General features: G+C 56.7%; 12 protein-coding genes and 1 pseudogene. 12 read left to right on the forward strand and 1 reads right to left on the reverse strand.

The annotated features are described in order from the left end of the window. Positions 1-121 precede the first annotated feature (121 nt). Genes hisS through hisG form a run of 3 tightly spaced genes read left to right on the forward strand, consistent with a single transcriptional unit; the run spans position 122 to position 3,335 of the window. Entirely contained in the window at positions 122-1,621 is a 1,500-nt protein-coding gene (hisS, locus tag ABLW18_RS12155) for a histidine--tRNA ligase (RefSeq protein ID WP_347825055.1), read from the forward strand. Then, positions 1,618-2,667 (forward strand): ATP phosphoribosyltransferase regulatory subunit, encoded by a 1,050-nt coding sequence (locus tag ABLW18_RS12160; protein WP_347825056.1) that lies wholly within the window; start codon positions 1,618-1,620, stop codon positions 2,665-2,667. Before hisS ends, ABLW18_RS12160 begins: the two co-directional genes overlap by 4 nt. Continuing rightward, the gene (gene hisG / locus ABLW18_RS12165; RefSeq protein ID WP_347825062.1) at positions 2,658-3,335 is read left to right on the forward strand and encodes an ATP phosphoribosyltransferase; all 678 of its coding nucleotides are present in this window, start codon (positions 2,658-2,660) and stop codon (positions 3,333-3,335) included. The genes ABLW18_RS12160 and hisG overlap by 10 nt, the downstream gene beginning before the upstream one ends. Before the next feature lie 3 nt (positions 3,336-3,338). Here the strand turns inward: hisG and ABLW18_RS12170 are convergent, their stop codons facing one another. Continuing rightward, complete coding sequence (locus tag ABLW18_RS12170; protein ID WP_347825057.1) at positions 3,339-3,770, reverse strand: DUF1489 domain-containing protein; 432 nt, start codon at positions 3,768-3,770, stop codon at positions 3,339-3,341. 126 nt (positions 3,771-3,896) lie between these two features. On the opposite strand from ABLW18_RS12170, the pseudogene ABLW18_RS12175 reads away from it, so the two are divergent. The 9 genes and pseudogenes from ABLW18_RS12175 to ABLW18_RS12215 form a co-directional block, all read left to right on the forward strand. Further along, positions 3,897-6,159, forward strand: a pseudogene (locus ABLW18_RS12175) (adenosylcobalamin-dependent ribonucleoside-diphosphate reductase). Between the two features lie 118 nt (positions 6,160-6,277). After that, positions 6,278-6,649: a DUF393 domain-containing protein gene (locus ABLW18_RS12180; protein WP_347824533.1), complete on the forward strand. Its 372-nt coding sequence runs from the start codon at positions 6,278-6,280 to the stop codon at positions 6,647-6,649. Between the two features lie 132 nt (positions 6,650-6,781). Further along, positions 6,782-8,761, forward strand: a complete 1,980-nt coding sequence (locus ABLW18_RS12185; RefSeq protein WP_347825058.1) for a DEAD/DEAH box helicase — start codon at positions 6,782-6,784, stop codon at positions 8,759-8,761. Between the two features lie 387 nt (positions 8,762-9,148). Beyond that, a complete protein-coding gene (gene rpsD, locus ABLW18_RS12190) occupies positions 9,149-9,769 on the forward strand; it encodes a 30S ribosomal protein S4 (RefSeq protein ID WP_347824531.1) in 621 nt (206 codons plus the stop codon). A gap of 197 nt (positions 9,770-9,966) precedes the next feature. Continuing rightward, positions 9,967-11,052: a histidinol-phosphate transaminase gene (gene hisC / locus ABLW18_RS12195; protein ID WP_347824530.1), complete on the forward strand. Its 1,086-nt coding sequence runs from the start codon at positions 9,967-9,969 to the stop codon at positions 11,050-11,052. After that, a complete protein-coding gene (locus tag ABLW18_RS12200) occupies positions 11,049-11,954 on the forward strand; it encodes a prephenate/arogenate dehydrogenase family protein (RefSeq protein ID WP_347824529.1) in 906 nt (301 codons plus the stop codon). Before hisC ends, ABLW18_RS12200 begins: the two co-directional genes overlap by 4 nt. Before the next feature lie 412 nt (positions 11,955-12,366). After that, entirely contained in the window at positions 12,367-12,897 is a 531-nt protein-coding gene (locus ABLW18_RS12205) for a gamma-glutamylcyclotransferase (RefSeq protein ID WP_347825059.1), read from the forward strand. Positions 12,898-12,964: 67 nt separating this feature from the next. Continuing rightward, positions 12,965-14,137 (forward strand): biopolymer transporter ExbB, encoded by a 1,173-nt coding sequence (locus tag ABLW18_RS12210; protein ID WP_347825060.1) that lies wholly within the window; start codon positions 12,965-12,967, stop codon positions 14,135-14,137. A gap of 9 nt (positions 14,138-14,146) precedes the next feature. Beyond that, positions 14,147-15,728: hypothetical protein (locus tag ABLW18_RS12215; protein ID WP_347825061.1), on the forward strand; the 1,582-nt coding region annotated here is incomplete at its 3' end.

The following is a 15,728-nucleotide window of genomic DNA, read 5'->3' on the forward strand; positions in this document are numbered from 1 at the left end:
GCGGGATCTTCGCGCGAGGATCAAGCGTCTTTTTCTGCCCCGGGTTTCTGCGCGGGCCAACTCGCATGTTGCCCCCCGGCGCTCGGGCGGTTAAATGCAGGCTAAGACATAGGGGTTGATCATGGCCAAACAGAAAAAAGCACCCAAACCAAAAGCGCTGCCGCCAAAAGGGTTTCGCGATTACTTTGGCGCGGATGTGTCCGAGCGGGCGGAGATGCTGCGGCGCATTGCAGATGTGTATCACCTCTACGGATTTGAGCAGCTGGAAAGCAGCGCAGTCGAAACCGTTGAGGCTTTGGGTAAATTTTTGCCCGATGTGGATCGACCGAATGAAGGTGTCTTTGCTTGGCAAGAAGATGACGATTGGCTGGCGTTGCGCTATGATTTGACCGCGCCTCTCGCGCGGGTCTACGCCCAGTACCGCAATGAACTGCCCAGCCCCTATCGTCGCTTTGCTATGGGGCCGGTTTGGCGCAATGAAAAACCCGACCATGGTCGGTTTCGTCAGTTTTATCAATGTGATGCTGATACGGTCGGATCTGCCAGCATGGCCGCAGATGCAGAGATTTGCACGATGCTGTCTGATACGTTGGAACAGGTGGGCATCGCGCGTGGCGACTACATTATTCGCGTGAACAATCGCAAAGTCCTGAATGGTGTCATGGAAGTGGCTGGTATTTTGGATCCTTTGGATTCCGAGAAATTTACCGCGGAGCGCGGAACCGTGCTGCGGGCGATCGATAAGCTGGATCGTTTGGGGCTGGAGGGTGTGCAGGCGTTGCTGGGTGCGGGCCGCAAAGATGACAGTGGAGATTTCACCCAAGGTGCGGGTCTGGCCGCAAAACAGGCTGAGGTGGTCTTGGGCTTCATGCAGGCGCTGGGCGCCACCAATGCGGAAACTTTGAGCAATTTGCGCGGTCTGGTCGCAGGGTCGACCATAGGAGAGGCTGGTGTGGATGAGCTGCAACAGATCTCTGAGCTGGTCACAACCCAGGGCTATGGCGCGGATCGCATCGTGCTAGACCCATCGGTTGTGCGCGGTTTGGGCTATTACACTGGTCCCGTCTATGAAGCCGAATTGACCTTTGAAATCAAGGATGAAAAAGGCCGTCCCCGGCGATTTGGCTCGGTGGCAGGCGGGGGGCGTTATGACGATTTGGTCAAGCGGTTCACCGGGCAAGAAGTGCCGGCAACAGGCGTTTCAATTGGTGTTGACCGGCTCTTGGCGGCATTGCGGATGAAGGGCCAAATGCAAAATACGCAGCCCGGACCCGTGGTCATCACGGTGATGGACAGGGCGCGCATGGGCGACTACCAAGCGATGGCAACAGAACTGCGCGCCGCGGGCATTCGGGCCGAAGTTTATTTGGGCAACCCGAAGAATTTTGGTATTCAGTTGAAATATGCGGACAATCGCAACAGCCCAATCGCCATTATCGAAGGCGGTGATGAGAAAGCGGCTGGGATTGTGCAGATTAAGGATCTGATCCTCGGTGCGCAATTGGCCAAAGAGGCCAGCTTAGAAGAATGGAAGGCCCGGCCCAGTCAAATTGAAGCGCCGCGCATGCAGCTTGTGGATAAGGTGCGTGAGATGCTGGCGGCACAGGTCGCGGGGCAATGAGCCAGCTCCGCGCCGAAACTGCACGTCTTTTGGCAGCTTTTGAGGCCAATGGTGCCGTGCGGGTAGAGGCAGATATTTTGCAACCAGCCGATGTCTTGCTCGACCTATATGGCGAAGATATTCGCGCGCGCGCTTATGTGACCTCAGATCCCTTGCGCGGTGAGCAGATGCTACGGCCAGATTTTACCGTTCCTGTGGTGCAACGCCACATGGCCGTGAGCGCAGAACCGGCCCGTTATACCTACGCTGGACCGGTCTTTCGCTATCAAGACAGTGCGACGGGCCGCGAGGCGCAGAGCGAGCAAGTGGGGTATGAAGTGTTCGACCGCAGTGCGCCTGAGGCGATCGAGGCTGAGGTTTTCGGATTGTTTCACCAAATTCTTGCGCCCTTGGATTTGACAGCCTCAACCGGTGATGTGGGGCTTTTGCGCGCGGCCATTGACGGGCTGAGCACTTCTGACGCGCGAAAAGCCGCCTTGCGGCGTCATATTTGGCGGCCTTTGCGGTTTCAGTCCTTGCTGGCTCGGTTCTCGCAGCCTGTGGCGCCTAAAACTTTAGGGGCAGACGGTCAGCAGATTGGTCTGCGCAGCGCTCAGGATGTGCAAGAAAGATTGGCTCAATTGGAAGAAGAGGCCACCGCTCCGCCCATTCCCGCTGCCGAGATTGAGGCTTTGACCGATCTATTGGCAATCCGGGGCAAATTGCCGGAGGCATTGAAGCTTTTGCAGGCACTCACCAGCCGATTGCCCTCCATTGGCCCTGCGGTCGCGCATGTGGCCGCACGGATCAAGGCTCTTGATGCGGCAGGGATGGATGTGGCGCCCATCGGTTTTGAGGCGGCCTACGGTCTCACGGCCATGGAATATTACGATGGGTTTGTGTTTGGGTTTTATGCCGCAGAGCCCGGCTGGCCCGCCGTTGCCTCCGGCGGGCGCTATGATGCTTTGACCCGTGTATTGGGGCAGGGCTGTGCGGTGCCGGCTGTGGGCGGCATTATTCGACCTGAATATAGCCTGCGGGCCACGAAGGGGCGCTTATCATGTTGAAACTTGGCGTGCCCTCCAAGGGGCGGTTGATGCAAGAGACCTTTGACTGGTTCGCGGAACGCGGGGTTCAGCTGTCGAAATCTGGCTCGGATCGCGAATATGTCGGCCAGGTTGAGGGAGTCGATGGGGTTGAGCTTGTGTTGCTTTCTGCTGGAGAGATCCCGCGCGAATTGGCCGCTGGCCGCATTCACTTCGGGGTGACAGGCACGGATTTGGTGCATGAGAAACTAGTCCATTGGGCAGATGTGGTCGAACCTGTGGCTGAGATGGGCTTTGGCTTTGCAGATCTGATTATCGCCGTGCCGGCCTGCTGGCGCGATGTGACCTCATTGCATGATCTTGATGCAGTCGCAGCCCGGTTCCGGGCTGACCACGGATTTCGCTTGCGCATCGCCACAAAATATCACCGCTTGGTGCGACAGTTTTTGACCGCGCAGGGTGTGGCAGATTACCAATTGGTGGACAGTCAAGGCGCGACTGAGGGAGCGGTGAAGAATGAGACTGCCGAAGCCATCGCAGATATCACAAGCACTGGCGCGACGATCGAGGCCAATCACTTACGAATATTGGAAGATGGTTTGGTCTTGAAATCTCAAGCGACCCTCTGGAAATCGCACAGCGCTGGTGGCGATTGCGGGCCGTTGATCCGGAAAATCAGCGCGCAATAACGATCATAAGATACCGATAGCGGCCAAAGCTGCCTGCATTTCAGCTGGCAGCCTGTCATCGTTGGGCCGGGCTTGGGCCAAATCTGAGGGCGCGTCATTTGGCTGCAGGTAGCGCCAGCCTTGAAAGGCCCGTTTGGGAGTGGCGGCCACAGCGATCAGCTCGGGATCTGTGACAATCGCACAGCGGCGAATGCCGTCTGAACCGATGGCCTCGTCTAGGCGGATCAGCTTTTGGCGGCACAGAATTGCGCCCTTGATAATCCAATAGATTGAACCGCCTGCAAGCAGCTCTTCACTGCGTTTTGGCCACATGCGGGTGACATGGCGCGGCAGTCCGTCGCGGGTCTGAGCCATAGGGCTGGACTGCCAAGCGCGCAGACCCTCAATCGACTCGGTGCCGACGCTGAGTTTTACTAAGTTTATGTATTTCGACAACTCGCCACCCCATATATTGTGTATGTTTTGCAAAAGATCAGATTCGAGCCGGGGATACAAGTTGACCTTTTAACGCGTGCGGGCTAGCTTTGTTTCCTACTCTTGCGCTTATAGATGGGACGAGCCATGACACGCTTTACAGCTCCAATCGCCGAACAAATCTGGGATATGAAATACCGCTTCAAACAAGCGGATGGAACGCCGATTGATACCACCGTCGAGGACAGCTGGCGGCGCATCGCGCAGGCCTTGGCCGCCGTAGAAACTGCGCCGGCTGAGTGGGAGCCAAAGTTCTATGATGCTTTGTCAGATTTCAAATTCTTGCCAGCGGGGCGGATCACCGCCGGTGCGGGCACAGAGCGCAGTGTGACTTTGTTCAATTGCTTTGTCATGGGCACAATTCCCGATAGTATGGGCGGGATTTTTGACATGCTGAAAGAGGCTGCGCTGACGATGCAGCAAGGTGGCGGCATTGGATATGATTTCTCGACCATTCGTCCGAAAGGGGCGAAGGTTAAGGGCGTTGCTGCGGATGCTTCTGGTCCTTTGTCCTTTATGGATGTGTGGGACGCGATGTGCCGCACGATTATGTCGGCTGGAAGCCGGCGCGGCGCTATGATGGCGACCATGCGCTGTGATCACCCCGATATTGTGGATTTCATCACCGCAAAACGCGATCCTGCGCGTTTGCGGATGTTCAACGTCTCGGTTTTGGTCACGGATGCTTTTATGGCCGCGGTTAAGGCGGATGATCCTTGGGACTTGGTTTTTGAAGGGGAGGTTTATCAGACCCTTCGGGCGGTCGAGCTTTGGGATCAAATTATGAACTCCACTTTTGAGTTTGCCGAACCAGGCGTGATCTTTATTGACCGTATCAATCAGGCCAATAACCTCAATTATTGCGAAACCATTGCGGCCACCAACCCTTGCGGTGAGCAACCGTTGCCACCCTATGGTGCCTGTTTGCTGGGATCTATCAATATGGCCCGTTTGGTCTCTGATCCTTTTGGAGAGCAGGCGGCGCTGGATGAGGCGGTCTTGTCTGATTTGGTCGCAACCGCGGTTCGGATGATGGACAATGTGGTGGATGCCAGCCGCTTTCCTCTGGAGGCCCAACAACGCGAGGCAGAGGCCAAGCGGCGGATTGGCCTTGGGGTCACCGGGCTTGCGGACGCGTTGCTTATGGTTGGGCTGCGTTATGGCTCCGTGGAGGCCGCGGCTCAGACGGAGGCTTGGATGCATCAAATCGCCCGAGCAGCCTATCTGGCCTCGGTTGAGCTGGCGAAGGAAAAGGGGGCGTTTGAGCTCTTCGACGCTGTGGGCTATCTCACAAGCGGCGCGATGGAGCAGATGGACGCTGATGTGCGCGATGCGATCGCAGAACATGGCATTCGCAACGCCTTGTTGACCAGCATTGCTCCCACCGGAACAATCAGCCTTTATGCCGGCAATGTGTCTTCTGGGATCGAGCCGGTTTTTGCCTATGCCTACACGCGCAAAGTTCTGCAAAAAGATGGCACGCGAACAGAAGAAGAAGTGATCGACTATGCCGTGCAAATGTGGCGCGATAAAGATGGGTGATGCAGAGCTTCCCAATTACTTCGTGAACGCGCAAACCCTGGCGCCTCTCGAACATGTACGGATGCAGGCTGCGGCGCAGAAATGGATCGACAGTTCTATATCGAAAACCATCAACTGCCCCGAGGATATCAGCTTTGAGGCCTTCAAAGACGTTTATATGGCCGCTTGGGATCAAGGGTGCAAAGGCTGCACCACCTATCGGCCCAATGCTGTGACCGGGTCTGTTTTATCTGTGTCAGAGGAAGGCGAGAAAGCACCCGAGGCCGATACAGGCGCCGATGTTGTCTATATCAGTGAGCCTTTGAGCCGCCCCGAAGCGTTGGAAGGGCAAACCTATAAGGTGAAATGGCCCGACAGCGAGCATGCGCTTTATATTACTGTGAATGATCTGTTGCTCAATGGGCATCGCCGGCCCTTTGAAGTGTTCATCAATTCCAAGAACATGGAGCATTTTGCCTGGACCGTGGCGCTCACGCGGATGATCTCGGCAGTGTTCCGGCGCGGCGGTGATGTCAGCTTTGTGGTTGAAGAGTTGAAGGCGGTCTTCGATCCACGCGGTGGGGCTTGGGTGGATGGGAAATATATCCCCTCGATTCTGGCCGCTATCGGCGGGGTGATTGAACATCACATGGTGGTCACGGGGTTTTTGTCCGGCGAAGGCATGGGTCTGAAATCCGATCCGCAAGCCGAAGTGGTCAACCTCCAAGAGAGCAGGGGCGGCGCCTGTTCAAGTTGCGGTCAGTTTGATTTGCGCATGGTCGAAGGCTGCATGACATGCGGCAGCTGCGGCTTTTCGAAATGCGGCTGAATTCTATAGGCCCGGCCTGCTGATCTTCTTCACAAGGCTGGGCCGGTTCTGCGGCTGGACCTGGCCATGCGATGACCTATCTCATGGGTGACAAGACGAAGCAGCGAGCAGAGATCCAATGGCCCAATTAGAAGTTCTTTATAATGCTGAATGCCCGATTTGCCGTCGAGAGATCGAGCATTACAAGCGGATCTCTGGCGATGATTTGACCTATGTTGAAATCACCGCTGAAACGGCGGCAGATTGGGGCCTGAGCGAGGATCAAGCTGCCAAACAGCTGCACGTTCGGCGCGGTGCGCAGATCTCGGTTGGTGTTGAGGCCTTTGTGGCGATTTGGCGGCAATTGCCTTATTTTTGGATCTTGGCCCCAATTGTTAATTTCAAACCCATTAAGGCGATCTCCTCTGTGATTTATCGCCGATGTCTCGCGCCACTTTTGTTTGCGGCGCATAAGCGCCGAAGACGGCGCCGCGCAGGTGCGGGCCTCTAATTTACGCCCGCTCTATACTTCTGGTGCAAAACCGCCTATCGGCGCTCTGGTATGGTGGCCTTTAGGCGCCGAACGGGGGTTGGTCGGTCCATGGGGGGCTGTAGCGCCCGCATGACATAGAAAGAGACACTCGTGAAACAAGCTCTAGCTGACGCGCTGCAAAAGCGCGGCTATGACACTTTGACGCCCGTTCAAATGGCCGTTACCGCACCAGAACTGGCACAGGCCGATCTATTGGTCTCGGCCCAAACAGGATCCGGGAAGACGGTTGGTTTTGGTCTGGCCATTGGTGACAGCCTTTTGGGCGGTAACGAAGTTTTTGACCGCGCGGCCAATCCTTTGGCTTTGATCATTGCCCCGACCCGCGAGCTCGCCTTGCAGGTCAAGCGCGAGCTGCACTGGCTTTATGGCGAGGCGCAGGTGACAATGGCGTCTTGTGTGGGCGGGATGGATATGCGCGACGAGCGTCGTGCTTTGGCCCGCGGGGCGCATATCGTTGTGGCCACGCCGGGCCGTTTGCGCGATCACATCATGCGGGGTTCGATTGATTTGTCCGAGCTGCGGGCGGTGGTGCTCGATGAGGCTGACGAAATGCTTGATTTGGGCTTCAAGGAAGATCTGGAGTTCATCCTTGGTCACGCGCCAGAGTCGCGCCGCACGTTGATGTTTTCCGCCACTGTGCCAAAATCCATCGCCACTTTGGCAAAATCCTATCAAAGAAACGCACAGCGCGTGTCGACCGTTGCGGAAAAATCCCAGCACACGGATATCGAGTACCGCGCCTTGAACGTGGCTGCGCGAGACGTGGAAAATGCCATCATCAACGTGTTGCGCTTCTATGAAGCTCCGAATGCTTTGGTTTTCGCCAATACGCGGGTTATGGTCAGTCGCCTGACCACGCGACTGTCCAACCGTGGTTTTTCTGTGGTCAGCCTGTCGGGCGAATTGAGCCAAGCGGAACGCTCGCATGCCTTGCAGGCCATGCGCGATGGCCGGGCGCGGATTTGTGTGGCCACCGATGTGGCGGCACGCGGGATTGACCTGCCAAATTTGGATTTGGTGGTCCATGCGGAATTGCCGAGCAATTTTGAAACTTTGATGCATCGTTCTGGCCGTACGGGCCGGGCTGGACGAAAAGGGATTTCCGCGCTGATCGTACCCCCCTCGGCACGGCGCAAGGCAGAGCGCATTTTGCAAGGGGCGAAGGTAAAGGCAGAATGGGCCCTGCCACCCTCCTCGGATCAGGTGACAGCCAAGGATCGGGCCCGGCTTTTGGAAGATCCTGCCTGGCATCAGGAAATTTCAGCCACCGATCAGGTGGCGGTCGAGGAGCTTTTGTCGCATTTTTCGCCCACTCAGGTGGCCGCGGCTTTCTTGCGGGTTTATTCAGCCAAGCAATCGGCTCCAGAAGAGCTTTCTGCGGTAGATGCGCGCGAGGCCAAGGAGGCCAAGCCACGTCGCGTTGCAGATTTTGGCCCAACAGTCTGGTTCTCCATTCCCGGCGGCCGGGCTTCTGGCACATTGCCGGGACGACTTTTGCCGATGATTTGTAACGCCGGTGGGTTGACCAAACATGACATTGGCGCGATCAAAATTCATCCCGACGCCTCGTTTTTTGAGGTAAAACTCTCCAGCGTTGACGGGTTCAAAAAAGCCTTGGGTCCGAATATGACTGTCGAGGATGATGCAGTGGTGACGGAACTTAAAGCGCCGCCGGCTGATGTGCCCTATGAGCGGTCAAGTGCACCAAAATCGCGTTCAGACAAAAAGCCGCCTGTGGACAAGCCAAGCGGACCGATAGATTGGAACGATGCGCCAAAACCTAAAACCCGCAAGCCCAAATCCAGTGACGGCAAGCCCAAATTTAAATCCAAGACTGAGGCGCAACGCCGCCCTGACGGGGTGGTTGAGAGTTTCAAGAAAAAAACTGGCAGCGGGAAACCGGGTGCGGGCAAACCCGCTGTGGGCAAATCGCATGGCAAGCCCGGTGCTAAGTCGGGTGGCAAGTCGGCAAACAAACCAGCCTCGGGAAAGCCCAAAGGCGGCGCGCCAGGCGGGCGCCTTGACACGCGCAAGTTTGATCCAGGTAAGCCGAAGCGAAAGCCGTCTTAAACGCTCTGATTTGCTTGGGCATGCGCGCGTCGAAAAAAGTCACAAGGGGGATTCACAAGGCGAATCACCTCTGCTACCACTGTGATAAAGCAGCGCAAGACTGAGCAGTGACATGGCAGGGACAGACGCCACCGATGGGATTTTGGATCTCACAGAGACGTGGACGCAGGGCCCTGCAGGCTCCATAAGCTTTTAAGAGCGATGGATGACAGAGGAACGTCGTAAGGCGTTCCTCTTGGGCCTTGACATCCCCCATCAGGACTGGCATCCGCGCCTCATTGGTGTTGGTGGCCCCCGCAAGGGGATGCCTGTCGGGGTTCGCCCAAAGGACAACGCCCTTCATAGTGGCCCATGTTGGGCTTCGACTTTATCGAAGGAGATCAGCCGGTGACAAAACGTACCGCTGCCAAATACAAAATTGACCGCCGGATGGGCGAAAACATCTGGGGTCGTCCTAAATCACCCGTCAATCGTCGTGAGTATGGCCCCGGTCAGCACGGTCAGCGCCGCAAAGGCAAACTGTCTGATTTCGGCACACAGCTGCGCGCAAAGCAAAAGCTGAAAGGCTACTATGGCGATTTGACCGAGAAACAATTCCGCCGCATCTATGCCGAAGCTGAGCGTCTCAGAGGCGACACAGGTGAGCAATTGATAGGTCTTCTGGAGCGTCGTTTGGATGCTGTAGTTTATCGTGCGAAATTCGTGGCGACAGTTTTTGCAGCCCGCCAGTTCGTGAACCACGGTCATGTGCGTGTGAACGGCAAGAAGGTGAATATTGCGTCATATCGCGTATCTGAAGGCGACGTGATTGAGGTGCGTGATCGCTCCAAGCAAATGGCCGCTTTGCTCGAAGCCACGCAATTGGCTGAGCGCGATGTGCCAGATTACATCGATGCAGATCACAGCAAGATGACCGCGACTTTCGTGCGCACCCCAGGTCTTGGCGACGTGCCCTATCCTGTGGTTATGGAACCGAACCTCGTGGTGGAATTTTACGCGAAGAACTAATCTTTGCCAGATCAAGTTTCGAAAGCCGCGACGGGACACCGCCGCGGCTTTTTTATTTGGGGCGATATGCCCAGTTTACACCGCTCCGCATTTCGTCACAGTGTTTCGCGGGGCAGGCGTGGTGCGGCATTGGCCATTCAAAAACCGCTGGAACTGCTTGAGATTGACGTTAGAAGGGCGGCAGAAGGGAATATCAGATGACACAGCCACAACCTCAGCCTGGAATTTTGGATATTGAGCTTTATGTCGGTGGAAAATCCTCTGTGCAGGGCGTGCAGGATATTCTCAAATTGTCCTCAAACGAAAACCCCAATGGTCCACCTGCGTCGGCGCAACAGGCGCTTGCGGAGGCGGCCAGTACTTTGCATCGCTATCCATCCTCCGATCACAGCGAGCTGCGTGCGGCTTTGGCGGATCTGCATGGTTTGGATAGCCAGAGGATTATCTGCGGCTGTGGATCCGATGAGATCATCAGCTTTCTATGCCAGGCCTATGCAGGCCCGGAGGTGGAGGTCATTCATACAGAGCATGGGTTTTTGATGTACCGCCTTTATGCCATGGCCGCGGGCGGGCGCATTGTCAGGGTGCCAGAGGCCGAGCGGCATGTGGACGTGCAGGCGATTTTGGACGCCATCACCCCGCGCACCGGCATGATCTTTATTGCCAATCCCGGCAATCCGACGGGGACAAAAATTTCGGATGCAGATCTTGCGGAGTTGATTGCGAAAACGCCGAAGACTGTCGTGATCGTGCTCGATGGGGCCTATGCCGATTATGTGGAAGGTTGGGATGGTGGCGCCGGGTTTGTGGAGGCGAATGACAATGTGGTCATGCTGCGCACCCTGTCCAAAATGTACGGGCTGGGCGGATTGCGCGTGGGCTGGGGCTATGGGCCGCAACATATCATTGATGTGCTCAATCGCGTTCGCGGGCCGTTCAATATTTCCGCCCCAGCATTGGCCGCCGGTGAGGCGGCGGTACGCGATCATGAATTCGTCATTCAACACCGGGTGCAAAACAATGCGGCCCGCGCCCATTTGGCCAAGGAGCTGGCCGCGCTGGGCGTGGCCTCTGACAGGTCAGACGCGAATTTCATTCTGGCCCGCTTTTCAGATCAAGCGCAGGCGGAGGCGTGCGATGACTATCTGCAAAGCCTTGGCATTCTTGTCCGCCGGGTCGGCAGCTATGGATTGCCGCAGTGTTTGCGCATCACAGTGCCGGATATGGCGGGCTGCGCGCGGGTGGTGCAGGCGGTGCAGAGCTTTTTGGAGAAACAGTCATGAGCTATGATCGCGTGGCCTTTATTGGCTTGGGGTTGATTGCCTCGTCGATGTTCTGGGCGATGCGCCGAGCGGGTATGGGTGCGCATGTGACAGGCTATGCGCGCTCCGAACAGACCCGCGCCACGGCCCGCGAGATTGGCCTATGCGATATGGTCTGCGATGATCTGGCCAGTGCGGTGCGTGAGGCGGATCTGGTGGTGCTTTGCTTGCCGGTGGGCGCGATGGGGACGGTGATGGCTGAGGCGGCCCCCTATATCAAGCCGGGTGCTACGATCACGGATGTGGGCTCGGTGAAATGTGCGGTGGTGGAGGCGGTTACGCCACATGTGCCGCCGGGGGTGCATTTTGTGCCGGGCCATCCGCTGGCGGGCACCGAGCATTCTGGGCCAAGGGCGGGTTTTGCCGAGCTGTTTGACAATCGCTGGTGTCTTTTGACCCCCGACGGCGCCGATGCCTCGGCTGTGGCGCAACTGTCGCGCTATTGGCAGGCGCTGGGGGCGAAGGTCGAAGAAATGGATCCTGACCACCACGATCTTGTGCTGGCGGTGACCAGCCACGCACCGCATTTGATCGCCTATACGATGGTGGGTGTGGCGGACGATCTGCACCGGGTGACGAATTCAGAGGTGATTAATTTTTCCGCCACCGGCTTTCGTGACTTCACCCGCATCGCGGCCAGTGATCCGACCATGTGGCGCGATGTGTTTTTGACCAATAAGGACGCGACTTTAGAGATCCTCGGGCGCTTCACCGAAGAGCTTTTCGCGCTGCAACGGGCGATCCGAACTGGCGATGGTGAGATGCTGCATGATTATTTCACCCGAACCCGCGCCATCCGCCGGGGCATCATAGATGCGGGCCAAGACACCGATGCGCCGGATTTTGGCCGCCAGAAAAGCTAGAGCCGATCGCGCCCGTCGCCCGATCTGCCAAAAGATCACTGGGACACCGCCGGTGAAATCCAAAGACGGAACATAAATTCGCAACAGAAAGCCCCATGACGCGGAGCGCAAAATCCATTCGCTCCATGCCCAGATGCAGCGTGTAGGTTGCCATGAAATACGCCGCATAAAGAGCGCTTCAAACCGCCACTTGCCACCATGGGTTTTCTGGTGCTGTGTGCGTCATTCCTTCCTCCCAAATAGCTTTTCAAAATCTGCTTTTGGCTCAATATTCTATGCCAGATTTCCCTATCATATACGCGGGCCACCCTCTATAAAGCGCCAAGGGCGCGGGATGTGCGTGGGGTATTTTATTGCCGCGAAATAGGGCGTATAGGCTGCGTCATCTGAGGCAGGCCGGAGGGCAGTAAAAATGTGGGTGTTTGGCTATGGCTCCTTGCTTTGGAACCCTGGGTTTGAGGCCGCCGAGCAGGTGCGCGCGGATTTGCCGGGCTATCGGCGCTCGTTTTGCATGCTCTCGATCCATCATCGCGGCACGCCTGAGGATCCGGGCTTGGTGCTCGCGCTGGATGCGGCAGAGCCGTCGGAGGTCTGCGCTGGGCTGGCCCTGCGGGTGCATGAGCGCGCGGCAGAGCATGTGCTGCAAGAGCTGCGCGCGCGAGAGCTGATTTCATCGGCCTATGTGGAAAAATGGGTGGACCTGCCTTTGGCCGATGGGCGTATCGTGCAGGCCGTAACTTATGTGGTGGACCGCGATCATGCGCAATATTGCCGCTACGGGCTGGATCAGCAGGCCCAGATCATCGCAGGTGCCGTAGGCGGGCGCGGCCCGAACCCGGAATACCTGTTTAAAACCGCTGAAATGTTGCATGATTTGGGCATTCCGGATCCGCAATTGGATTATTTGGCGGAGAAAGTCGCAAACTTAACTAATTGTGCATAACCGCTTGGCTTAAAGGGCCGTGCGCAGTAAACTTATACACTTAGAATTTTAGGGCAGGACTACAGATATGGATCATATCCGCCGAGATCAAACGCCTCAGTTCTCGCAGCCGTTTAGTCAAATCCTCACCATGCTGGCCATTGTCGGCGGGGTCATGGGCTTGGGCTATCTGGCCTATCCCAGCGTTGGGCCAACCTTTTGGGCCAATCCCTATCTCAACGGCTTTATTCTCTTTGTGTTTCTCATCGGCGTGGCGACCTGTTTTCACCAGGTGTTGTCGCTGATCTATTCCGTGCAATGGATCGAAGGCTTTGCCAGCCAGCGCGAGGGGCATGAGGAGGCCAAGCCGCCGCAATTGCTTTTGCCCCTGGCCAGCTTGCTGCGGGGGCGTGGCGCGCGGACGCAATTGGGCTCTGCCTCTTCGCGGTCTATTTTGGAATCAGTTTCAACTCGGATTGATGAGCAGCGCGAATTGACCCGCTATATCACCAATACGCTGATCCTGGTTGGTTTGTTGGGCACGTTTTATGGTCTGGCGACCACCGTCCCGGCATTGGTGGCGACCATTCAATCTCTGACCCCGGCGGAAAATGAAAGCGCGGTGGACATTTTCTCCCGCCTACAGGTGGGTCTTGAAGGGCAGCTGGACGGGATGGGCGTGGCCTTTGCCTCCTCCTTATTGGGTCTGGCAGGTTCGCTGATTGTCGGCCTGCTTGAGGTGTTTTCGGGCCGTGGGCAAAACCGCTTTTACGGAGAATTGGAAGAATGGTTATCGACCATCACTCGGGTGGGTTTCTCGGGTGGCGAGGGCGAAGAGGGCGCGCAGAACACCATGCTGGGCGCGATGATGGAGCAGATGTCTGAGCAAATGGACGGTATCGCGCGGATGTATGCCCAGACTGGGCAAGATCAGGCTCATGTGCAGGCGCATTTGATGGCGATGACAGCGAGTTTGGAGAAGCTCACTCAGAAACTCGATCAGGGGCAGACCGAAGCGCTTGAACGTGTGGCGGCCAGCCAAGAGCGGATGATCGCGCGGATGGGAGAAGGCGGCGGCGGTGATGGTATGGATGCGGAGAGCCGGATGCGCCTGCGGTCGATTGATGTGCAGATGCTGCGCGTGCTGGAGGAAGTCTCAAGTGGCCGGCATGAAAGCCTATCTGAAATTCGCAGTGATCTGGCCAATCTGACAAAGGCCATCAGGGCCTTGGCCAAGCCCACAAGTCGCGATCAGAGCTAGGCGCGCGCGATGGCACTTTCTCGACGCACTGGCGCAAGGTTCCAAGCCTCTATCTGGCCGGGGTTTGTCGATGCGATGACTGGCTTGCTGCTGGTCTTGATGTTTGTGCTCACGATCTTTGTGGTGATGCAATTTGTATTGCAGCAAACCATCAAAGGGCAGGGGGCGATGCTCGACGAACTCAACATCGATATCGCCCAAAAAAATGCGCAATTGGAGGATTTGGAAGGGCAGATTTTGGCCCTGGGCGATGCTTTGGGTCTGGAGCGCGCAGCGGCCTCTGATCTCACTTTGCAAGTTGCCAAGCTCGACGATCAGCTTGCCGCAGCGCAGGCAGACGGGGAAAGGCAATTGGGCCTTATAGCAACTTTGACTGCCGAGCGCGATGCGCGTGCCGCAGACCTCATGGCGGCCACAGCACGGATTAATGATTTCGAGATACAGGTGGCCAATTTGTTGGCCCTGCAACAGCGGGCGGAAGGCGAAATTGAGCAGTTCAAACTCCAAGTGTCGCAACTTCAAACACAGCAACTCCAGTCGGAGGGCACGATCCTAGATTTCGAAACGCAAGTGGCTTCGCTTTTGCGCGAACAAACCCAATCAGAAGGGCAAATTACGGAGCTGGAAGCGCAATTGACCCTGCTGCTGGCCCAATCGCTGCAAGATACGGCGCGCATTGCAGATGCAGAGGCGCAAATCAGTGCGCTGCAGGATGAAAAATCTACTGCGGAAGCCACCATTGCAGATTTTGAGGCCCGGCTCCAGGAGCTGATCAACACTGAGGCGATGCGCCGTGAAGAACTGGCGACGCTGGATGCGGACAAGGCCAGTTTGCAGCAATCATTGCTGGTGGCGCAGGCGACAATTGCAGCGCAGACTGAGCAGGCTGCGCTGGCGCAACGCCAACGCGAACTCATGGATGAGATGCTGGCAGATTTGCGCCGCGATGTGCAGAATACAAATATGAACCTTGCCAATACCCTAGCGCTTTTGGCTTCGCAGCAGGAACGTGCAGCCGGTCTTGAGCAGGACAATCAAGAGCTGAGTCGCCGGGCAGAAGAATTGGCGGAGGCATTGAGTGACGAAGAGCTCAACCGCGTGTCTGCGGCCTTTTTGCGCGAACGTTTGGAGGTTGCAGAGGCGGCATTGAACCAGAAAGAACTCGAACAATTGTCCATGGCAGCGGCAGCCGAAAAACTGCGGGCTGATCTTGAAGAGAGTGAAGCGGCAATATCCTCTTTGACTTTGCAATTGAACGATCAACGCAAAAAAGCCGAGGAAACCCTGGCGCTTTTGGCCGCAGCGCAGAGCGTTGAGAAAACCTTGGACGACGAGCTGACGACGGCTTTGTTGGCACTTGAGGCGGCGCGATTGGCGCAGGCGCGTTCGCAAGATGAGTTGGAAGCTGTGAGCGCACGCGATGCGGCAAGTCAACAGGAGTTGCAAACGGCCTTGTTGCGGCTTGAGAGCTTGAAAGTCGCTTTACAAGAAGCTGAGGCGATCGCGCAAAATTCAGACATAGATGATCTACGTTCAGCGCTGTCCAAAGCCATTGCTGCGCGCCAAACGGCTGAGCGGCAATTGACTGCTG

It is taken from the genome of uncultured Planktomarina sp. (assembly GCA_943788425.1).
Classification (GTDB): Bacteria; Pseudomonadota; Alphaproteobacteria; order Rhodobacterales; family Rhodobacteraceae; genus Planktomarina.